Here is a 21017-nt window from a genome sequence, read left to right on the forward strand (position 1 = left end):
AAAAACAGCATCATGACTGGGCGGGTTGGGTCACCCCCAAACGAATTTCAGAACAAAAGGATGCCATACTAAAGCCGCCAAAGCGCTTCAAAATACTGGTGCGCAGTCGCAGATTGGGGCTGGCAAACCACAACCGCTCTTCCGAGTACATGGTTTCGTACTCTGTAATCAGCGTGAGCGCACCATCACTGCCCATACTAAAGCGACCCGCCACTGGTGCTTTCTCGGCATAGCCCATCTCCCGCAGCAACTTGCCTTCGTGGGTTGATCCGTCCCCCATAATCGGTACAAGCACCGTTGATCCCTCGTGCTTTTCAGCATCCCATTCCATCGTGCCATCCCAACTAACCCGCGCCCCACAAATGGCCCATTGCGGATCCATTTCGTACTGCTGGCACAGGGCAATCACCGCCGGATCATCCACACTCAGTAAATCAATCGTTAGTTGAGACTTGCCCGACTCAGTCTGCTTAAAGGCAAGATGATGACTTGTGCGCTGGGAAAACCAACGACCAGCACTCTGAGCAAAAAAATCGCGGATATCCATGCTAACCCCATGCAACTATAGCTAGATAGACGAATCGATTTACAGCATTGCCACCCTAGGCCGAAAAATCAACAACATAAGCGTTGACTCCTTCATCTAGGGTACTACAGCCAATTTCCCTCAGTGTTGGCAATGACCAGCTTGGAGGGCTGCCCTCAGCGCCTGGCACCATGGCGACAAATTCCCTGAACAAATTGTAACAATATGTAAACGAGATTAAGATTTAAGATAGAAGTAAGGTTGTCCCCATTGCCCTATGTTGCACTCCAATTTACCTGAACCCCAACTCCTCAAGGTGTTACTGGAACCGTTGCTTGACGATTTCCAAGACTGGTTTAGCCGTGCTCAATCCCTGTTGCGGACGGAGGTCATGCCGTTTTTAGAGGTTGCTGACCAGCAAGCCCTGTTGAGTCGAGTGGATGCCGCCCTAAATGATGTGGTTGCGACCCAAAGTCTATTTCGAGCAACAGAAGGGCAGGTTGGCGTGGATACGCAGGTATTAATGCAATGGCATACGCTGTTGATGGAGTGCTGGCAGGTTGCCCACCACTATCGCTTATCCAAATCCAACGGTTGTCACACTTAAAACGTCTTTTATTGTCTTAAACTCTTGGCTCGGAGGTGCTCTTTTCATGTTGCAGTTGCTTTACATTGTTGCCTTTACGGTACTGGCACTATTGGCAATGGCCAACCTTATTCGGAGTTTGTTGACCTTAGGGATTGAATCGCAGCGACAGTCTGCCGCCCCTCGGGGGCGAACCGTTAGCCATCCCGAACTGCTCGATAGCCATGGCCATGTCATTGACGAGCCATTACTGGTGATGCGCTCCCTGAGTGTGGAGGATGCCCGGGCACAACTGGATGCGATCTATCGCGAGTCTCCCAGCTACGGTGATGATCAGCGTGGTGAAAGCCAACGTTAAGCCACTCCCCCAGTATCTGCGATCGCTAACCCGCTGGTTTCAGGTGGATGCCACGGCCTTGGCAGAGGTGTTGGCGACAGCGCGGCAACAGCTTCCTGTGACCGAAGTGCTACTGATTGGCAAGCCCCAATCGGGTAAAAGTTCAATTGTGCGAGGGATGACGGGAGCCTCCCCAAGTATTGTGGGTTCGGGCTTTCGCCCCCATACACGTCAGACGCAACGCTATCACTACCCGACAGCGGATTTACCCCTGATCACCTTTACCGATACGGTGGGGTTAGGGGAAACCCCAGCCCAGACAGAGCAGGTGGCGGCGGAACTGGATCACCTCCTGCGGGAGAGTCAGCGGGCACGGGTGATTATTCTAACCCTGAAAGTCACAGACTTTGCCAGCGATCGCCTGTATCAGGTGGCCAAGGAACTCAAACGCCATCATCCCGACATTCCCTTTTTAGTGGCAGTTACCTGCTTGCACGAGTTATATCCACCCAGCCAAGAGAATCATCCGCCCTACCCGCCGGACTTCCCTGATCTCACCTTGGCGATCGCAGGGTTAACAGAGCGCTTTGCTGACATTAGCGATCGCGTGGTTCCGATTGACTTTACGCTGGAGGAAGATGGCTACACACCGCTGTTCTATGGGTTTGAATCCTTAGCAGCAACCTTGGAAACTGTGCTGCCCAAGGCAGAGGCTCATATGCTGCGGCAGCTGGTGGTGCACTCAGACCTCGGCGATCGCCTTGCCCCACTCTATCGCCAAGTGGGACGGCGTTACATTGCGCCCTTTGCGGTGATGGCGGGCACCCTCTCAGCGGTACCCTTTCCCTTTGCCACGATGCCGGTCTTGGTAGCAGTGCAGGTGGTGATGGTGATTCTGCTCGGGCAGCTGTACGGTCAAACGCTGTCACCATCGCAAGCTGGGGGAATTTTAACCACGATTGGCGGTGGGTTTGTCGCCCGCTTGATCGGTCAGCAGTTGATTAAGTTCGTTCCTGGGGTGGGGTCGGTGCTCGCTGCCTCCTGGGCTGCGGCCTATACTTGGGCATTGGGAGAGGCAGCCTGCGTCTATTTTGGTGATCTCATGGGAGGGAAAACCCCGGATCTCGAACGGATTCAGCAGGTATTACAAGACACCTTCACCTCAGCAAAGCTCAACCTACCCCAGTCTTAGAAAATTCCATCATTGCTGGCATCGAGATTGGCCGTTAGCGCGGTGTTGGGGGTCCAGCGGATCTCGCCATCGCTGCCGACAATAAAATAGGGAATATTTTTTTGCTGTAGGGCTGCACTGATCTGTGGTGCCAGCCGTGCCTGACTAAAAATAATCGCTTTAGGCTGAATGTGCTCTAACAGTTGCAGGTCAAACCGACGCCCCCACCACCAGAGAACATCTGGGGTGGCGACAGGGGAACCCCTCAACCAGTGGTACTGGTCAGCGGCAGGATCGCTAATAAATAACCAATCACTGCGACCAAGGTTGAACCGAAGAATCGCAGGATCGGCTCGTTGTACTGTAATCTCAACGTTCCCCAAGCGGCTCGGTTGCTGGGGCAGCAAAGTGTGGTGTTCAACGGGTAGGGCTGCCAGCATTTGCTGATAGGCAGGGTCGCTGTTGGCCGTGGCCACGGTAGTGAGGCGACGCAGGGGGGTGGTGGCATGAACGTCAAGCCAGTTCTGGGATCGGCGATCGCTGGCAATCGCCCAATCAATTCGGTTAATGCCCTCTTGGGCTAAAAATGCGGTCAAAACATGGGGATCCCCAGCATTGAGGGCGATCGTCCCCGCCGGTTGCTGAATGACCAACATCGGCACACGGGTTGTGGCTAAGACAGTGGCTTGAAACAGCATCTGCTGGCGGATGAGGAAGGGCAGTACCACGAGGGCTAACCCAACGGTAAAGACGGCAAGCCAGCGGTGTTGCCACCATGGGTGCCACCACACCAGCACGATCAGGGCATACAACACCACCACTTGTCCCCAGCCGAGGGTGCCCAACGCAATGGTTGCGCCCGGCCATTGGCCAATGTGCTGCACGAACCAGACCAATAGCTCCGTTGGCCAGTAGAGCATGGTGGCAATGCCAGCTCCAATCGTTGGCAGGAGTAACGCGCCAAGGGCACTGATGAAACCGCCGACGGTCAGCATGACGAGGAGAAAGGTCGTGAGGACATTGGCAAGGAGACCATATACGGGAAAGACACCAAAAATTGCTAGGGATAGGGGAAAAACCCAAATCGTCGCCGCCAAAGGAACAGCTAGCAGATTCCGGAGGACTCCGGGGCACCAGTCAAGGCGATCGCTAATGGGTTGGCTACTAACAATCAGCCCAAGGGTGGCTAAAAAACTCAGTTGAAAGCCAATGTCCTCAATCCAAAGGGGATTATAAAGCAGCATGCCACAGGCGATCGCTAGCAAGGCGCCTAGGGGCTGCACCTTTTGGTTGCCTGCTAAGGCCGCTAAACTGGCTAACCCCATCAGCCCCGCCCGAATGGCCGACGGTGCAAAGCCACTGAGGCACACAAAGAGGATCAGAACGCCACCGCCACAACTGTACCGCCAACGCTCAGGGAACGGGCGCACTAGGGTTAACGCTACCGTTAAGAGGATAGCCGTATGGAACCCTGATGCAGCCAAGGCATGGGAAAGCCCCMCCCGCCGAAAGGCATCCCGCAGCTCAAAGGGCACCGCTACCGCTCGTGACCCCAGCACCATGGCCGACACTAATGAGCCATAGCGATCGCCTAAACCTGCCCGATGCGCTGCGGTAATGCGCTGCCGAATCGCCCACAACCCCCAACCGGCGCCGTGATCAAGCCCCCTAAGCTCTTCGCCCGTTAACCCAGCAAAGGTGTTCTGGAGTTGCAACTGGCGCTGAAAATTAAAGGTGCGGATAAAACGACTGCCACTGGGGCGGGGACGGTAGAGGGTTCCTTGGACTTCAATGCGTTGACTTGGATGGAGATCGGCGGCGATCGTCCCGGGCAGCGTCACGTAAAGACGGCCACTGGCACGACCCCGCAATAGTCCATCCTGACTGGCCTGTTGGCTGACATTGCGATACTGCTCCACCACCATAAAAAAGCGCAGCCGTCCAGCACGGTTGGGCAATGGGGTGGTTTGGACAACACCCGTCACCGCAACGGTGGGGGGCAAGTTGAGGTCTGCCAACCGCCTAACCACCCCGCTCATATCCGTGACTGTGGGCTGAGGCGTGCGCAGCCACAGGTAGCTCATGGCCAGCAGGGCAACGACGGTGGCGATTGCCACACTGCGAGAGGTAGGAAGCCGCAGCCAGAGGGAGCGTCCCCAACGCTGTCGCCGTAGCCACCAGCACAAGCCTCCAGTGCCTAGGACAATCAGCCAGCCCCCTTGAACAAGGGTAAGGATGCAACCTGCGATGAAGGCGATCGCCCACAACACAAGATCGTTCCTAGGAACCGTGCTGACCATCAGAGCAATCTATCCCCTCGTGGCCAGATAACCTCTAACGACTCCGCCGCCGTCTGAGGTCACCCTGCTGTTTAAGGCACGGCAGAACTAAGGGGCATCAGAGGCTTTTTTGCCATTTCCTCATCAATTGTCAGATCCTGAGGCCGACACCGCAATACTTCGACATCAAAGCCTTCAGCACCTTCTGCTTTCAAATCTTCAAGGTAACCGTCCTTTTCCTTATCGGCTTCGGCTGGAGTGAGAAACGGCCCAAAGTAGTAGATGCAGTGGGGCTGCTGTGTTTCAACCTTGACCCACCACGCTAAACCAATTTCATTGACAACATTGGCCAGCCAGCCAGTAAAGGTTGTGTTATTATCGCCAACCATTTAGTATATTCCTCCGGTAATTGCCTAACGACCCCAACCAATCTGGTTCGCTCTCTATTTGTGTATAACTGATCCCCTCACAAATGTGTATGCGGAAAATTCCAAACCATAAATTGTCATATTTATTTACGTCTAGGATCAGAATTGATGCAGATCAACCCAATCTATCGCCTTGAGCAATGGTGACAATTTTTAGAATGTTGGGAATACTTCAAGTCCTCTAGGGTAGAAGCGTCAGACCACTGAATTGCCGACATTATCGAAGCTTTGGTAAATTATGGAGTGCTCCCTACCAAATATAGCGTAAGCGTTTATGAACCGACGGCGATCGCCCGCCTCGCTCTGGCTAGACACCCTTCTTGCTGCTCTACTCCTTGGGCCGTTGTTGGCTCCATTCTTAGCGGCCAGTCAGTTTCTGTTTTTACCCCGGATTGCCCACATTATCTACACCATGGGGAACCACGTCTGTCCCCAACCAGAGATGGGCGTGGTGTTGGCACCCCCTTGGACGATGGCTGTGTGTATGCGCTGTTATGGGACGTTGATGGCCGTCTTGCTGACCCGCGTGTGGATTGGGCGATCGCCCGCCGCTCAGGAATGGTACTGGCTGCATCAGTACGGAGGCCGTGGCTGGGCAGTTGCCATCCTGTTAATGTTGTTTTACCCCCTAGAGTGGGCATTACAACACTACGGTGTCTGGGACTACTCTAACTGGGTGGTCTTTCCCTTTGGCGCGATCGCTGGCTTAGGGCTTGGCCTGTTAATCATGCCGCGCCTATACCCCAAAGCTTCCTTGGCGGCGTCCCATTGAGGAACCACCGTTCGTAAGGAATCATGCTGCAACGAGAATCAAGGCTTTTTGGTAGCCTGCGATACAAAAAACGGTGAAGTCAACTTTCTACCATAGATTGTCGCTGCGGTGCGCCCAAACATAGAAGGAGTAACCTTACATGGCAACGCCCCAAGAAATCCTTGATTTGATCAACAGCAAGTACGAGTTAATCGACTTGAAATTTATTGACATGCCCGGAACATGGCAACACTTGACCGTTCACAAGAGCCAATTAAATGAAAGCTCGTTTAGCGATGGTGTTGCCTTTGACGGCTCCAGCATTCGCGGTTGGAAAGCCATCAACGAATCCGACATGATGATGGTGCCCGATCCTGAGACAGCGTGGGAAGATCCCTTCATGAAAGAACCCACCCTCAGCATGATCTGCACTATTAAAGACCCTCGCACTGGTGAACTCTACGATCGCTGTCCCCGCTCCATTGCCACCCGTGCCATTGAATACCTAAAAGCCACTGGCATTGGCGATACGGCATTCTTTGGGCCAGAAGCTGAGTTTTTCGTCTTTGATGATGTTCGCTACGACCAAAATCAAAAATCGGGCTACTACTATATTGATAGCGCTGAAGGTCTTTGGAACACTGGCCGTGAAGAAGACGGTGGCAACCTTGGCTACAAAATCCGCGGCAAAGAAGGGTATTTCCCCGTTGCGCCAACGGATACCCTCCAAGACTTGCGTACGGAAATGCTCTTAACGATGGCCAAATGTGGGGTACCCATTGAAAAACACCACCACGAAGTGGCAACGGGGGGTCAGTGCGAGTTGGGTCTGCGCTTTGGCACCCTTATTCAAGCAGCAGACTGGCTGATGACCTATAAGTATTGTGTCAAGAACGTGGCGCGCAAGCACGGTAAAGTGGCTACCTTCATGCCCAAGCCAGTGTTCAATGACAATGGCTCCGGCATGCACACCCACCAATCGATTTGGAAAGATGGTCAGCCGCTCTTTTGGGGCGATGGCTATGCCAACCTCAGCCAAACCGCTCTTTGGTACATTGGTGGTATTCTCAAGCATGCCCCAGCGCTGTTGGCCTTCACCAACCCGACGACTAACTCCTACAAGCGTCTAGTGCCGGGGTTTGAAGCACCGGTGAACTTAGCCTACTCCCAAGGCAACCGCTCCGCGTCTGTGCGGATTCCGCTGACCGGCACAAACCCGAAAGCAAAGCGCTTAGAGTTTCGCTGCCCCGATGCCACCAGTAACCCCTACTTAGCCTTTGCCGCCATGCTGTGTGCAGGGATTGACGGTATTAAAAATCAAATTGATCCTGGTAGCCCGCTGGATGTCGATATCTACGACCTCAGCCCTGAAGAGCTGGCCAAAATTCCCTCTACCCCTGGTTCTTTGATGGCAGCGCTAGAAAATCTGCAAAAGGATCATAGCTTCTTGACCGCTGGTGGGGTCTTTAGCGAAGACTTTATCCTCAACTGGATTCAGTACAAACTCGACACCGAAGTGATTCCGATGTCACTGCGTCCCCATCCCTACGAGTTTGCCCTTTACTTCGATGCCTAGGCGCATTGAAGACTAAAAGTAGCTCAGTAGCTCAGAGGTGGTTCCAAAAGAGCCGCCTCTTTTTTTAGTGAAGTTTAGTAATGCCAAAAACCTAGCCGAAGAGCAGCGCTACTATTGCTGTTGATATAACCCGAAGACGTCGGATCAGGGTCTGAAAATGACAGAAATCGGCGTAAAGCCCATCGTGCTTCAGCCGTTGGAGGATGTTAATAAAAATCAAAAATATATAGAATCCTTGTGAGAAAAGGTGCAGGAACCTTACCAAGTTGGGTCACTAAAAACAGAGGCAGTCACGGTGAGGCGATCGCCCGCAAGGGTGGAAATACAGGCGCGAATTTCCTCGCCATCTTCTAGCTCCAGCGTGCACGCACCACAACTCCCCATACAGCAGCCCGTGGGAATCTCAACCCCGGCGCGATCGGCCACGGTCAACCACGATTCCCCAGCCTCAGCACTCACCGATACGTTCTCGGGCAAAAAGGTTACCGTAATCATCCACCTGCGTCCGGCGTACTCCCCATCAAATATAACAAGGCCATCCGCACCGCCACACCACTGGTCACCTGTTGGTTCACGAGGCTGACGTGCCCATCATCAAGTAAGGCGGAACTCAGTTCTACCCCACGGTTCACAGGCCCCGGATGCAGAACCCGCACGTGGGGCTGGCACAGCCGTAGCCGTTCGTGGGTAATGCCAAACTGTTGGTGATACTCGCGCAAACTGGGAATCAAATGCTGATCCATGCGCTCCCGCTGCAACCGCAGGGTCATCACGATGTCGGCCTTGGCGAGGGCTGGCTCTAGCTGCCAGTGGAGGGTGACCCCATACTTGGCAAACTCAGACGGCAAGAGGGTCGGCGGCCCTGCCAGATGCACATCGGCACCAGCAGTCGTCAGGCTATAGAGGTTGGAGCGTGCCACCCGGGAATGGCGAATATCTCCGACAATGGCAATTTTTTTCCCCCGGAGAAGTTCACAGCGGGGCTGACGAGGACTGTAAAGCTGACAGAGGGTAAATAAATCTAAAAGGGCTTGGGAGGGGTGCTCGTGCAGGCCATCCCCGGCATTGAGAACCGCCACCTGAGTGCCAAGGCGATCCATTTCAGCCGCAATGGTGTGGGGCACCCCCGACTGTTGGTGGCGAATAACCATGAATTCCGCCCCCATCGCCCAGAGGGTCTTGGCGGTATCCAGAATGGTTTCCCCCTTACTGAGGGCAGAGGTTCCCGGCGCAAAGTTAAGAATATCGGCAGAGAGACGCTTGGCTGCTAGTTCAAAACTATTGCGAGTGCGGGTGGAGCTTTCAAAAAAGAGATTGGCAACCACCCTAGCCTGGAGCGTTGGCACTTTTTTGGTGCGGCGATTCAGTACCTCCTGAAAGCTGGCGGCGGTTTGCAGGACAATATCTAGCTCTGGAACGCTAAAGTCCTGGAGCGACAGGATATGACGGCGGTGCCATTGCAGAGGTGTGTGGAGGGATGAGGTCATGGACAGGGGCTAAAGGTTGCGGCTAAATCGGTCACACTCAACTGTTCGTAGCGCTCAAAGGGCTGATGAATCCACGGATTGTCCGGTAGGTAGTGCACATAATAGTCGGGCGTGATACAGGAGGCGGCCTTGTACCACAGTACTGCAGTACGAATCTCTTCAATTGCAAAGCCGTACTTTACGTCGAGCCAGCGTAGCGTCTTTTTCAGTGACACGCCGGAATCAACCAAGTCATCGACTAGGAGCACATGGCTGCCAAGGTTGGCGGTGGTCATGGTTAGGTCATGGCCAAAGGTGATGCGCCCCCGTTCTTGGTTATGCACTCCTCTGTAGGAGGATACCGCCAGAATGGCTAGGGGCTGCCGAAATAGGCGGCTGAGAATATCCCCGACCCGTAGCCCCCCCTTAGCTAGACAAAGCACTTGATTAAACTGCCAGCCAGAGTCGTGGATGGCGATCGCCAACTGCTCAATGGTGCGATGGTAGTCGTCCCAGTTGATATAGAGGTCTGCCATAGCCCCTAGAACGTGGCCTTCAGCCAAGAGAGGGGAATAAAAAAGGTTTTGCGCAGATCCGAGACAAAGGCGCGGCGATTAAACACATCGTAGCCATTGCGCTCAATGACATCCAAAATTTCGCGATAGAGCATCAGGGCAGACCACACCGGCCAGCGGGCATCGCGCTCAAGGTAGGCCACGCCCACCTCTGCTTCACGGTAAAATTCCCGCGCCCGCTGAATCTGGAATTGCATGAGGGCACGCCAGCGATCGTCGATCACGCCTCGCTGCAGATCGGCTTCGCTGTAATTAAAGGCGTGCAGGTCTTCAAGGGGCAGATAGATACGCCCCCGCCGCATGTCCTCGCCAACATCCCGCAAAATATTCGTGAGTTGGTTGGCAATGCCTAGGGCAATGGCCTGATCCTTGAGGGTGCCCTTAGCATGGTAGGGATCGACCCATGGCGCGCAGAGGCGATCGCTAAAGGGGTTCCCCCCCATCACCTCAAGGGACATTAAGCCAACGGTGCCAGCCACGCGATAGCAGTACAGTTCTAGCTCGGCAAAGGTTTCGTAGCGGCTGCGGTGCAAGTCCATCCGCTGACCGGCAATCATATCCCGAAAGGGCTGGATATCGAGGGGAAACTGTTCCAAGGTGGCGGTTAAGGCCAAATCCATCGCATCGTGGGGTCGCCCGGCAAAAATATCCTCGAGGCGGGCTTCCCAGTCATCTAAGGTGGCCATGGTGGTGGTGGCTGCCTGCGGACCATCCACCAGTTCATCCGTGCGCCGACACCAAACGTAAATCGCCCAAATGGCACGCCGCTTTGCCAAGGGCATCAGGAGCGTGCCGAGGTAAAACGTTTTGGCGTAGGTGGCTGTGACTTGGCGGCACAGCTCGTAGGCTTCGTCAAGGGGAATCAAGGGGGGGGCGTACTCGGCTCTAGGCAGTTGCAGCATTGGCGACAGTCTGAGTAGAGGGCATAGGGGGCTGCTGGGCGATCGCCTGCGCTGCCAGCTTACCAGAAAGTACCGCCCCTTCCATACTCCCCAAGTAGGGCTGCATTGTATAGCTGCCGGATAGAAAGAAGTTGGGAATGGGGGTGACCTGATCGGGACGGAAGGCTTGGCGACCGGGGGTTGCTTTGTAAACCGAGSGGGGGGTTTTCACAACCGCCGCTTTCAGCACTTTAGCAGGTTCCGGCAGGTGATTTGGAAATAATTTTGCCAGTTCAGCAAGTGTCGCTTCAATAATCTCTGCATCGGGGCGACCAATCCACTCGGCGGCGGGGGCTAGCACTAACTCCAGCATGGATTTATCGGGGTCAGCATAGCCTTTGCAGGTTTCACTCATGTCGGCATACACACTCAGCAGGGGCGATCGCGAAAAGAGAAGGTGATCGACCGTCGGCAGCTTGCGGTCAAACCAAATTTGTACGTTGATCACGGGTACCCCTTCCAAGCCGTTCAGTTTTTGGAAAAAGGGTAGCTCTTGCCAAGGTTTCGGCAGCAGTAGCTTGATGGCATCCACCGAGAGGGCTGAGACGTAGGCATCGGCAGTTACCTCAAAGCGGCGTTGACTTTCGGAATCCGCCATGACAAAGCACTGAACGGAGAGATCCTCTTTGAGCACAATTTCCCGCAGGGCAACATTGGTGTGCACTTCGCCGCCCCGTGCCGTGATGTACTCCACAATAGGCTGACACAGCCGCTCAGGGGGTGCCCCATCCAAAAAGGCAATTTTTGAGCCATAGCGTTCCCGCAAAAAGCGGTTCATGGCCGTGAGGGGAACGGTGGCAGAGACCTCATCGGGGTTAATAAAGGTCAAGGCTTTTGAGGCGGCAATGAAAATATCCGAGTTCACCCGCTCATCAATGCCTTGGCGCTCTAGCCACTCGAGGAGGGTGTATTTATCCATAGCTTCAACATATTTTTGCCCCCGCACAATGGCTGGCCACAGACCCAAGGCAAAGCGCAGTTTTTGCTCCCACGTCAGCATGTCGTTATTGCGCAGAATTGAAAGCAGCACGTTGATGGGGGAAGGCAGATCGGGAACATCAAACCACGAGAGTACTTCGGGATTTTCCGGCTGATTGAAAATCAAGGCGTGGCGCTTCCATTGCAGGCGATCGCTAATGCCTAATTCTTCAAGCAGTTGCAACATGTTGGGATACGCCCCAAAGAAGGCGTGTAGCCCTGTTTCTACCCAGTCGCCATCGGCATCTTGCCATGCTGCCACCAACCCCCCCAGCACAGCGGCACGTTCAAAAATAATGGGGGTGTGCCCCGCATCAACTAAGTACTTGGCGCAGGCTAATCCTGCTAGACCCCCACCAGCAATTGCAACTCGCATGAATGACGCTATCCTTGTTTGACCCTACTGTTTGTTAACCCAGCTTTGGGGCGATCGTGAAAAGCTTTTTATTATTATATTTACAAAACGTTACGCAGGAATGGCCGACCCCAAAATTCCTGTGGCTCAGGAGAGCGCGTTAAAATCCAAATGGAACTGCTCAGTTGCCTTATTGCACCCAAACTCCTGTGATGACCTCTTCGTTTCTGCCGTTCGACCCCTGTGCTCCAGCCGTTCCCTGCCAATTACCGCCGGTGGATGTGGCGATTGTTGGGGGGGGAGTGGTTGGCCTTAGTTTAGCCTGTGCCCTGCGCCAGAGCGCTCTTAAGGTCGCCGTAATTGAAGCGGTGCCCACCTCCGGGGCGATCGCCAAGGGGCAAGCCTACGCGCTGCATCAGGTGTCGCGACAGTTTTTTCGTGAGATTGGGGTCTGGGAGGCTTTAGCCCCTCGGATTCAGCCCTTTGAGCAGGTACAACTTTCGGATGGTACCTTTTCCCAGACAGTGCGTTTTGACCCGCAGGATTTAGGCACGGAGGTCATTGGTTATGTGGCCGAGCATGCTGTGCTGGTGGACACGCTACAGGCGACGCTCAAGGCGGCAAGCAATGTGGTGGTCTATTGTCCATGGCGAGTGATAGAGACTCAAGGGGGGGGCGATCGCGCTCAGTTAACTCTAGTGAGTGCTGATTTGGCTCAGCCACAGGTGGCTCACCTCAGTGCCCGGTTGATTGTGGCGGCGGATGGAGGTAAATCTGCTGTGCGGGAGCAAATGGGTCTGAAACCGTGGGGCTGGCATTACCCTCAATCCTGCGTTGTGGCCACCCTCAACGTTGCCCATCCCCAACCCGTGCTGGCCTACGAGCGCTTTTGGCCCACCGGCCCGCTGGGGGTGTTGCCCTTGCCGGGCGATCGCTACCGTGTGGTCTGGACGCTGCCCCATGAGATGGCGGCGGCGGTTCTGGCGCTGGAGGATGCTGCCTTTTTAGCGCAATTGCGGCCTTACCTTGACCCCGCTATGGCAGAGATCACTGGCGTGAGTGAGCGATTTATCTTCCCCACCCAACTGATGCAGGTGACTTCCTACGTGGGCGATCGCTGCGTGGTCATTGGCGATGCGGCGCACCGCTGTCATCCGGTGGGAGGGCAGGGCTTAAACTTAGGCTTGCGAGATGTCTGGGCATTGGCAGCACAACTACAGGCGATCGCCCCCCAAGACATTGGCAGCTACCCTCAACTGCGGCAGTTTCAGCGGCAGCGGTTTTGGCAAAACAGCCTGACCTTGGCCTTCACCGACCTTCTGAATCGTCTCTTTTCCAATGATTGGCTCCCCCTAGTCCTGCTCCGTCGCGGTGGTTTGCTGGCTCTGCGATCAATCCCGATCCTGAGGCAGGCCGTGTTGCGATTCATGGCAGGTCTCACCTTCCCAGTGTCTTAGGGAAAGCGCTGCGATCGATAGCGGTAGAGCACAAAGGGAACAACAGGGGCGAGAATGACTAAGAAGCCGTACAGGCCAACCACAGTGGCTAAATCCGTATGGAAAAAATCCCGCGCTAGGCGCACCAAGTCGTGATCAATTCCCCCTTTGCCCATGAGGTAGAGTTCCCGAAACACATCGTTGAACTGCAACTGCCACGCAAAGCGCATATTAAATAGCACAATAAAAAAGCCCAGCATGGCATAAAGGGGGCGCTCAATGGCGTAGCGACACCCCCAGCCGCTCAGCGCACGGTAGAGAAAAATCATCGCAAATAGGAGTTCAAAGCCGTGCCCCATCGCTACAAAGAGCATCTCGTGAATGGGACTCAGGGCAAAAAGAGTGTAGATTGCGGTCAATACGCCAAGGGCGATCAATAGCGGCCGATGGTGGCGACAGTAGTAGGCCAAGCCTGCTAACCCAGCGTAAAGCAGCACCACTAAAAAACCGACGCGATCGCCATGCAGCGTCACGCCACCGCCGTAGCGAAAATCAAAGGCAGGAATAGCCGGATAGCCAAACAGCCATGCGGTGCATGCGTGCCCCAGTTCATGCACCAGCGTGATTAATGGACTCAACAAAAAGGTGACCCGCTCGGAACTGAGCACCAGTAGCGCCAGACCGATCCCTGCTACAACCACCTGCCAGTCGTTGCTCGTGGGGTCTTGCCCGGGCAGACTCACCTTGCTCACGGCTAGGGGAGGGGCTGGAGACGGTTGTGGCGAGGCAGTGCGCAGGAGGTCGCCCTGAGCCACCTTCTGTAGGCGACTGCGGCTAGTGAGGTCAAGGGACGTTTCCCACAGCAGAGCGTCCTGATGGTAGGCGCTAACAATGGCACTAAAGGTTGGGTAGGTGGGCCACTGCACTAGTTCGCGGCTCAACAGCGTCAGGGCGATCGCCGCGGGCACCGGTGCTGGACACCGTAATCCTAGGTACAAACACTGGCTTTTGTGCTGTACCTCAACCTGAACCCCCTTCGGAGCCAAAGCTTGGGTGAGGAGGGTCTGCACTGCCCCCAGATCCCCCATGGCGGCTGCTTGCCGCAGCGAGTGCTGTGCTGTCCCCATGGCTTACTCCGACTTGAGCCGCCGCTGCCAGTCGCGATCAATTCTCTCTGATTGTGCGAGTTCCTGCTCAAGAAGATCTTGATCAGAGCGGTAGGCAAGGTTGTCCTCATCAACCTGTCTCTCTTGGGTGTAGGCTTGAGCCGCTCTCAGTTTGGCTTGCACCTCGGTGCTGGGGTTCGCCAAAATTGCCGCATAGCGATAGCGGCGGGCATTGCGATCGCGAATGCGCTGATTTTGCCACAGTAACCAGTAATATCGTCCTAGGGGAATTCCCAAAAAGCCAAGGCCATACCCCAATAACACCCAAAAAATAGAGGCGACAAAGGCCACTAGCCCCCCTAACTCTTGGGCAATCTCGCCATCCCCCAGCAGGTACCAGAGCATGAGGGCACCAATGAGGTTGACGCAGCCAAGGCCAATCGCCACCATAATTTGCCACGCCGGTGCACGACTAAACCGCCAGAGATGCTCCTCTAGGATGGGGGGTAAGGAGGGCTGAGGCCGCCGCCGTTGCCCTGCGGTGGTTTGCAGATCAGGAAACCGGTAGATAATTTGACCCGTTTCAGTTACCTCGGGGCGGCCATTGAAGTGGCTGAGCACCGGAATCATAAAAGACTCGTCATCGCTGGGGCGATCGCCAAGATCAAGGTAAGGAGCAATCTGCTCCGCTATGACGGCTCCTTGATGTTGGCGAATAACTTGACCAATCAGTTGCCAGCGGCGCTCCTCAAGATCGGCATTGGGGTTACCGTCCCCAAATAAAAACGAATAGACTCCTTCAAAGAAGTTCATCTCTTCGCTGTCATCTCTGCTGCGCCCTCTCGTTGCGCTGCTGAACGCGGACGATCGCCGTCGCGAGGAGGTATCCCCAAAGAAAAACCAAAAGTCAGGAACCACCCACCAACGAACGCCGCCACCACCCCATGAACTACCCTCGCCATTGCTATCGTCACTATTGCGGCCTTGGGTTGCTAAGGCAATGAGAATAATGGCGATCGCCAAGAAAATCAGGACAATAGACACCACGAGGAAAATGCCAAAGGAGATGCGAATAAGATAAAACAGCACCCCCCAGACCCGCTGCCACAGCGCGTGGAGTTGCAGTTGCCAATACTTTGCCTGCAAAATACTGCGAAAGTTGGGGGGCAGGACGTAGGCAATATCGCCACTTTCAGCAACTTGCAGCGTACCGCCGACCTCCCCTGCCAAGGCAAGGAGCCCCCTTTCTGCCTCCTGTAGCGGCAACCCCACCGCCGCTGCCACATCCCCAGCGGTGACACGGTAGCCAAGGGTTTCAACAGCCCGCATTAGTCGGCGATCAACATTCATCAAAACCTCCCGACCCCCCTATGGGCTAAGGCTCTATCTTTACTGTGACATACTCTCAGGGGTGAATAATCTTGTATTCAGGACACAGATTCTTAGCATTGACCACACCCCATTTCTGAGACTAGCCATCAGGTTGCTGTTTTCGGGCTGGGAGATGGCACATAAGCGGACAGGCATTGACAGCACACCGATGCTGTTCCCACCAGTTGAATCGCGCTGCACATGTCAACCGCATCTACTGGCAGGATATACTCTGGCATGCGTCCCACTTGGTCGCTTCTTGTGGTGGCACCATGGTTTCCGTGCTGCAGCGATATAGTGAGAGCCAGACTGCACCCGACTCGTACCATAGGAGGGGGTTCATCTGCAGGGCATTGAACCCCTTGATGAACGTGCTTTCATCCCGATGCTCACCTGACCCTTTGGGATGTGAGCTACAGGTAGAGCGCGGGGCGTCCCGCATAGCTAAAACCAGCTGACAGCAAGGCTTACCGATTGCCGCAGAACCGTACTACACAACCCGAACGAACAAGGACGACACACCCAGCGATCGCCCCCCAGAGGCAGAACTGCATCGACAGCCACTGCGGGATGCGCTCATACAGAGCGATGCTGCGGTGGAATATGCTGGACTGGATGTTCTGGGTGCGTGGCTTCCCACTCCGCAAGGAACTCTTTGGTATCTTTGACTGGAGGTAAGGGCAACGCGCCTCCCGGACCAGTCAAGGGGCGTAACCCGTTGAGTTCCGCCAAGATCGCGGTTCCATTGTTAATGACCACCGCAAGGATAGGATCAAGGGCAAAGAAGATGCCTGACAGCAGCGCACCAATGTTTGGAATGGCTACAATGGCTGTGTTTTGCCAGACAATTTCCATGGCTTGCTTGGCAATGCGAATAGCAAGGGTTAGCCCCCGCAAATCATCTTCCATCAGCACTACATCTGCGGTCTCCCGAGCAATATCCGTAGCACCAGCAAAGGAAATAGACACATCTGCATAGGCCAAGGCCGCGGAGTCATTGATGCCATCACCGCAGAAGGCAACTACTTTACCGCTGTCGTGAAGACTGCGCACCACCTCAACTTTCTTTTCGGGAAAGGCTTCAGCGTAGATATTCTGGGGAGCAATGCCAAGATCCTTCGCCACAGCACGAGCAACTCGACCCACATCGCCCGTGAGCATATGGGGGGTAATGCCTGCACCTTTGAGTTCGCGAATGACCTCGGGGCTTTCATTGCGCATCGGGTCGCTGTAAAGGATGACACCAATGAGATGGCCATCACCAGCAACATAAACCAGCGATGCCCGCCCAGAATTGAGATCCGGGAACCGCTCATTCAGTTCGTTTAGGTAAATGTTCTCCTGATCCATCATGCGGCGGCTGCCCACCCGCAGATCCACACCCCGAACCTTGGTCACCACCCCTAAGCCCACACGGTATTCCCAGTCTTCGCAGTCGTAAAGGGGCACGTTTGTCTCGCGGGCATGGCGGACAATGGCTTCAGCAACCGGATGGGTCAGCCCTTGCTCGGCACTGGCAGCCATACTGAGGATGTCCTCTGCACTGAAACGGGGATCCATCACTTTAATATCGGTAACCCCTGCATGCCCTTGGGTGAGGGTGCCGGTTTTGTCAAAGACGATGGTGTCAATCTGCGCCAATTTTTCAATGGCGCGGCCACTGCGGATCAAAACACCGTGCTGCGCTGCGTAGGTGAGGGCAGAAAGGATGGTCGTGGGCACCGATACGCGGATCCCTGTCCCTAGATCAAGGGTGAGCAGGGCGATCGCCCGATTCAAGTCACCGGAGAGCAGCCCCACACCAGTACCAATGGCAAGGGTGGGAATCACCGCTCGGTTGGCCACCGCCGCCGCGTAGTTTTCAATACGAGTATCGTGCACCGGGGCAGCCTGCATGAGGCCAACAATAACTCCTGCGCGGGTATTGTTGCCAACCCGCTCAGCTAAAATGACCAGTTGGCCATCGACTAGGAGCGTTGAGGCAAAAACCTCCATCCCTTCACTGCGGGTAACAGGGACTGATTCCCCCGTTAGCTTACACTGATCAATTAAGCCGGTGCCCCGCAGCACAATGCCATCGACCGGAATTTGGTCACCGGGGTAAACAACGACGCGATCGCCTTCGACAATATCTTTAACTTCTACTTCTACCTCAACCCCATCGCGCTCTACAAACGCAGTCTTGCCAAGACAGTCCAGCAGATTGAGATTAGCGCGCTCCGACCCACGGGCTGTCAGATCCCGAATGACTTCCCCCCCTTCGATTAACCCCAACATAAAGGAAGGAGCAAAATAATGACCTTGCATCGTGTGCAGCGCGATCGCCAACCCATCTAGAAAATCAATGGTTAACTGCTTTTCCTCTTGCAGAGCATCCCATGCCCGCTTAAAGACGGGCATCGCTCCAGCAATAACCACACTGGCAATCACATACCCCGGAATAGGCAGCCCCATGAGAGAGCCTAAGCTCAGCCCCAACCCCAAGGCGGGCAGCCCTAGGCGCTCCCAATAATTAATTTCATGACTTTCAGGCGCCGGCGCTGCTTTTTCTGCCGCTAGGACAGGTAAGTCCGGATTAGCTGCCACCTGAATAGACTCAAAAATCTGCCCCTGTACGGTTGCCAGTGCTTCGCCAAAAAGCTTGGGATTGTACTCCACAACTAAAGACCGCGCAGGCGGGTTAATCCGTGCCGTAGTAACAGCGGGTAAGGTTCCCACAATATAGAGGAGGCGTGCGCCATACTCCGCATCAACGCCCAAGCGGGGAATCCGAATCCGAAACCGTCCAGTGATCCAATGAACGACTTGATAATGAATCGTTTCTGCTGCAACAGTAGTGGCTAAATTCGACTCAGGGGAAGCACTGCGGGCAATGGTAGTCATGGTTGGTTCCTGAATGGGATAAAACTGTCAAGCACAGGTCGTATTCAAAGGTTTCAGAGGTATTCTATGGCTTGTAGCTTAAGACACGGAGATGACAACATCATGGCAGCACTGTGAACCCGAAGTGACAAAAGTTGATTCAAATTAAAGCAGTCTATGCAATGAAAGGCAATGTGTCATGGGACGATTTATACCTTACAACTTACATTTGCAAATTAGCCAAATGTACCAACAAGGGCAGTCCTTCTTTGCAACAGCAAAAGTAGAAGATTGGCTGAGACAGTATCAACAAAATCCTGCCGACTACATCATCTCTTTTTCTCAACATCCCGCCCCTCCCAATTCTGGCTTGGTCTATGTGGTACAGGTTCACCTGCAACGGCGTGATGGCCAGCCCGTAGATCCATGGCTATTGGCACAGCTTCAAGGAGGCCAATAGTAAAGTTTTGTGAACGACTTGCGTTAAGGTGGAGAAATTGTTAAATTAGATACAGAAATGAATCGTTCATCTCTCTCAGGACATCAGTAAAACGCGTTTAAGACGTTAGTGACTCGTCAGCGTTGTTCCTGTAGTCAGAGACGGAAGTAGGGAAAGTGATCCCGAAGGAACGCGCCTCAAATGATCCACCTTGTAATAAAAATGGGGCGACAACTATGACTACTCTTACCTATCGCGGCGTTCAGTACAACTACGTTCCTCCTGCGATCAACACACAAGCCACGGATGTGGTGGCCAAATATCGCGGCACTACCTACCGTGTGGCCACAGCAGTGAATCCACCGGAAGACTCCCTGAAAATCATGACCTATCGCGGTGTTAAGTACCAAAAAGGCAAAAAATTGGCGGGAGTGCCGGCAGCACGGATGGCCGATACAACGGTGTCTGTAGCCATGCCTTCAGGTATTAATGAAATGGCACGTTCATTGGCAATGGCTCATCACGCTACCATCAAAAGCCGTGAGCAAACCCTGTTGGCACGGACTGCTGCTGCTATTGGTATGCCCGCCACTGCCGCCAACTACTGGAGCCAAATTCAAGGCAAAATCAATCCTGTATTTGGTGCCACCTACGATCGCTCCCACGTTGCCCTTAGCTAGGGCAATCAGGGGCGCAGCCCATTAGCCAAATGTAGATGAACATCAGGGAGCTAGGGATACAACTTGGCTCCCTTTTTAGTGGGATTGCAGGCTGCGTCCGCCGCAACCATAAAGGCGTAGGTCTGCCATCAGAGGTTGTCTTGGCGGAAGCGGTTGAGCAGTTCTAAAAGGCTATCTTGATTCGTTTTGGGAACCAACCGGTCAAGGGAGAGAGACTCTTGGCCACCCCCCAGAGGCACGCTCACCTCCTGCAACACTGCTTGTACGTGGCTACGGTTCACCTCTCCCTGCTCTAGGAGGGGCAAAAATGCCTCCGCAAGGGGGGTATGCAGCTTGGCATCCCTGAGGTACAGATGCCATTTGGCTACATCAATGTAAATTTCACCACCAATGGCAGCAGCCAATCGTTCAATTAAGGGGGTGCGACTCATGGGGTAAACTCTCCATCGGCGTAGCGGGCGATCGCAAAGATATACGCCCCATGCCCCAGCAATAGCACCAGCCACCCCAGGGTGAGTAGGGGTAAAAAGGGCAAAGCGTGGGGCTGAACTTGGTGCCAAAACCAACCGCCCGAGTTCACTGCGGCAAATGCTGCCACATGAACGGCAAAATTCATGCGATCGTCTAAACGACGGTAGCGCGGATCTCGACGATCCGGTTTACGGGGCCAGCGAGGGGGCATAGTAGAACACTCCGCATTCAAGCGTGTTAAGGAATGGACAGGTGCTATTTTTACTGTACTGGATGCGTTGGCTCGTTACAGGTTGGTAAACTACCCGACGCTCCTCCTAGGGACAGAGCGCGGTCTTTCGGTAGCCCTGCAGTTGGCACGCCAACCACGTTCCGTAGGTGGCGTCAGCCATACCTCTAGGCTGGCTTACAGGCCACCCCAAAAGTGCAATCACAGTTGCACCATTAAAGTCTGCATCCCTCTGCCAGCCACAATGACCGCATGTGAACATCTTACCCGACCGATAGGATTTGCTCCGGTCAGGATGAATATGCAGGCACTTGTGGCAGGKCTGCGATGTGTAGGCCGGCGACACAACCACAAGGTTAACCCCTGCCAGTATCGCCTTGTACTGCAGACATTGTCTCAATTGATAAAACGCCCAACTGTTGGCTCTGCGGCGCTCCTGCGGTTTTTAGCTGAG

Annotated in this window: 21 protein-coding genes, 1 pseudogene and 1 riboswitch; of the genes and pseudogenes, 8 read left to right on the forward strand and 14 right to left on the reverse strand. The window is 54.5% G+C overall.

Annotated elements, in window-relative coordinates:
• Positions 1-10 precede the first annotated feature (10 nt).
• Positions 11-547: a phycobiliprotein lyase gene (locus tag L5220_RS07430; RefSeq protein ID WP_448513711.1), complete on the reverse strand. Its 537-nt coding sequence runs from the start codon at positions 545-547 to the stop codon at positions 11-13.
• A gap of 256 nt (positions 548-803) precedes the next feature.
• Here L5220_RS07430 and L5220_RS07435 point away from each other — a divergent pair, with 256 nt between their 5' ends.
• Genes L5220_RS07435 through L5220_RS07445 form a run of 3 tightly spaced genes read left to right on the forward strand, consistent with a single transcriptional unit; the run spans position 804 to position 2641 of the window.
• Positions 804-1133 carry a DUF2605 domain-containing protein gene (locus L5220_RS07435; protein ID WP_448513710.1) on the forward strand — a complete coding sequence of 110 codons (330 nt, stop codon included), beginning with the start codon at positions 804-806 and terminating at the stop codon, positions 1131-1133.
• A 46-nt stretch (positions 1134-1179) separates the two neighbouring features.
• Positions 1180-1470, forward strand: coding sequence for a DUF2973 domain-containing protein (locus L5220_RS07440; RefSeq protein WP_099798226.1), 291 nt, complete (start codon positions 1180-1182; stop codon positions 1468-1470).
• On the forward strand, positions 1451-2641 hold the full coding sequence (locus L5220_RS07445; protein ID WP_499572693.1) for a GTPase family protein: 1191 nt from the start codon (positions 1451-1453) through the stop codon (positions 2639-2641). The genes L5220_RS07440 and L5220_RS07445 overlap by 20 nt, the downstream gene beginning before the upstream one ends.
• Here L5220_RS07445 and L5220_RS07450 read toward each other — a convergent pair.
• Entirely contained in the window at positions 2638-4920 is a 2283-nt protein-coding gene (locus L5220_RS07450) for a ComEC/Rec2 family competence protein (protein WP_499572695.1), read from the reverse strand. The genes L5220_RS07445 and L5220_RS07450 overlap by 4 nt on opposite strands.
• 71 nt (positions 4921-4991) lie before the next feature.
• Positions 4992-5288, reverse strand: a complete 297-nt coding sequence (locus L5220_RS07455; RefSeq protein WP_099798229.1) for a DUF1816 domain-containing protein — start codon at positions 5286-5288, stop codon at positions 4992-4994.
• Positions 5289-5601: 313 nt separating this feature from the next.
• Between L5220_RS07455 and L5220_RS07460 the strand changes: the two genes are divergently transcribed.
• Together L5220_RS07460 and glnA are read left to right on the forward strand one after the other, a co-directional pair.
• The gene (locus L5220_RS07460; RefSeq protein ID WP_099798230.1) at positions 5602-6099 is read left to right on the forward strand and encodes a DUF2085 domain-containing protein; all 498 of its coding nucleotides are present in this window, start codon (positions 5602-5604) and stop codon (positions 6097-6099) included.
• A gap of 139 nt (positions 6100-6238) precedes the next feature.
• Entirely contained in the window at positions 6239-7654 is a 1416-nt protein-coding gene (glnA, locus tag L5220_RS07465) for a type I glutamate--ammonia ligase (protein WP_099798231.1), read from the forward strand.
• Positions 7655-7912: 258 nt separating this feature from the next.
• Here glnA and L5220_RS07470 read toward each other — a convergent pair whose 3' ends face one another.
• The 5 genes from L5220_RS07470 to pds are packed head-to-tail and all read right to left on the reverse strand — an operon-like array spanning position 7913 to position 11990.
• Positions 7913-8149 carry a 2Fe-2S iron-sulfur cluster-binding protein gene (locus L5220_RS07470; RefSeq protein ID WP_099798232.1) on the reverse strand — a complete coding sequence of 79 codons (237 nt, stop codon included), beginning with the start codon at positions 8147-8149 and terminating at the stop codon, positions 7913-7915.
• The gene (locus L5220_RS07475; protein ID WP_499572736.1) at positions 8146-9117 is read right to left on the reverse strand and encodes an aspartate carbamoyltransferase catalytic subunit; all 972 of its coding nucleotides are present in this window, start codon (positions 9115-9117) and stop codon (positions 8146-8148) included. Before L5220_RS07475 ends, L5220_RS07470 begins: the two co-directional genes overlap by 4 nt.
• 20 nt (positions 9118-9137) lie before the next feature.
• Positions 9138-9656, reverse strand: a complete 519-nt coding sequence (locus L5220_RS07480) for a phosphoribosyltransferase (RefSeq protein WP_448527071.1) — start codon at positions 9654-9656, stop codon at positions 9138-9140.
• Between the two features lie 5 nt (positions 9657-9661).
• Positions 9662-10597 carry a phytoene synthase gene (locus L5220_RS07485; protein WP_448527070.1) on the reverse strand — a complete coding sequence of 312 codons (936 nt, stop codon included), beginning with the start codon at positions 10595-10597 and terminating at the stop codon, positions 9662-9664.
• On the reverse strand, positions 10581-11990 hold the full coding sequence (pds, locus tag L5220_RS07490; RefSeq protein WP_499572698.1) for a 15-cis-phytoene desaturase: 1410 nt from the start codon (positions 11988-11990) through the stop codon (positions 10581-10583). The genes L5220_RS07485 and pds overlap by 17 nt, the downstream gene beginning before the upstream one ends.
• 191 nt (positions 11991-12181) lie before the next feature.
• Between pds and L5220_RS07495 the strand changes: the two genes are divergently transcribed.
• Complete coding sequence (locus L5220_RS07495) at positions 12182-13426, forward strand: FAD-dependent hydroxylase (RefSeq protein ID WP_499572700.1); 1245 nt, start codon at positions 12182-12184, stop codon at positions 13424-13426.
• Here the strand turns inward: L5220_RS07495 and L5220_RS07500 are convergent.
• From L5220_RS07500 to L5220_RS07510, 3 genes are all read right to left on the reverse strand, one after another.
• Entirely contained in the window at positions 13423-14532 is a 1110-nt protein-coding gene (locus L5220_RS07500) for a hypothetical protein (RefSeq protein ID WP_499572701.1), read from the reverse strand. The two genes, L5220_RS07495 and L5220_RS07500, sit on opposite strands and share 4 nt — an antisense overlap.
• Before the next feature lie 3 nt (positions 14533-14535).
• Positions 14536-15861, reverse strand: coding sequence for a hypothetical protein (locus L5220_RS07505; RefSeq protein ID WP_499572703.1), 1326 nt, complete (start codon positions 15859-15861; stop codon positions 14536-14538).
• Positions 15862-16458: 597 nt separating this feature from the next.
• Entirely contained in the window at positions 16459-18765 is a 2307-nt protein-coding gene (locus L5220_RS07510) for a heavy metal translocating P-type ATPase (protein ID WP_499572705.1), read from the reverse strand.
• Between the two features lie 178 nt (positions 18766-18943).
• On the opposite strand from L5220_RS07510, the gene L5220_RS07515 reads away from it, so the two are divergent.
• Both L5220_RS07515 and gifA read left to right on the forward strand, forming a co-directional pair.
• Positions 18944-19204 carry a hypothetical protein gene (locus L5220_RS07515; RefSeq protein WP_448513840.1) on the forward strand — a complete coding sequence of 87 codons (261 nt, stop codon included), beginning with the start codon at positions 18944-18946 and terminating at the stop codon, positions 19202-19204.
• A 61-nt stretch (positions 19205-19265) separates the two neighbouring features.
• Positions 19266-19380: riboswitch (Glutamine riboswitch) on the forward strand.
• A gap of 39 nt (positions 19381-19419) precedes the next feature.
• The gene (gene gifA, locus L5220_RS07520; RefSeq protein WP_099798239.1) at positions 19420-19863 is read left to right on the forward strand and encodes a glutamine synthetase inactivation factor IF7A; all 444 of its coding nucleotides are present in this window, start codon (positions 19420-19422) and stop codon (positions 19861-19863) included.
• Positions 19864-19991: 128 nt separating this feature from the next.
• Here gifA and L5220_RS07525 read toward each other — a convergent pair whose 3' ends face one another.
• The 3 genes and pseudogenes from L5220_RS07525 to L5220_RS07535 form a co-directional block, all read right to left on the reverse strand.
• Positions 19992-20294, reverse strand: coding sequence for a DUF3181 family protein (locus L5220_RS07525; protein WP_448525050.1), 303 nt, complete (start codon positions 20292-20294; stop codon positions 19992-19994).
• Entirely contained in the window at positions 20291-20545 is a 255-nt protein-coding gene (locus tag L5220_RS07530) for a hypothetical protein (protein WP_099798240.1), read from the reverse strand. Before L5220_RS07530 ends, L5220_RS07525 begins: the two co-directional genes overlap by 4 nt.
• Before the next feature lie 106 nt (positions 20546-20651).
• Positions 20652-20999: pseudogene (locus L5220_RS07535) on the reverse strand (zinc ribbon domain-containing protein); the annotation flags it as partial.
• Between the last annotated feature and the right edge of the window lie 18 nt (positions 21000-21017).

The sequence above is a fragment of the Synechococcus sp. PCC 6716 genome, from assembly GCF_022570815.1.
GTDB classification, from domain to species: domain Bacteria; phylum Cyanobacteriota; class Cyanobacteriia; order Thermosynechococcales; family Thermosynechococcaceae; genus Thermosynechococcus; species Thermosynechococcus lividus.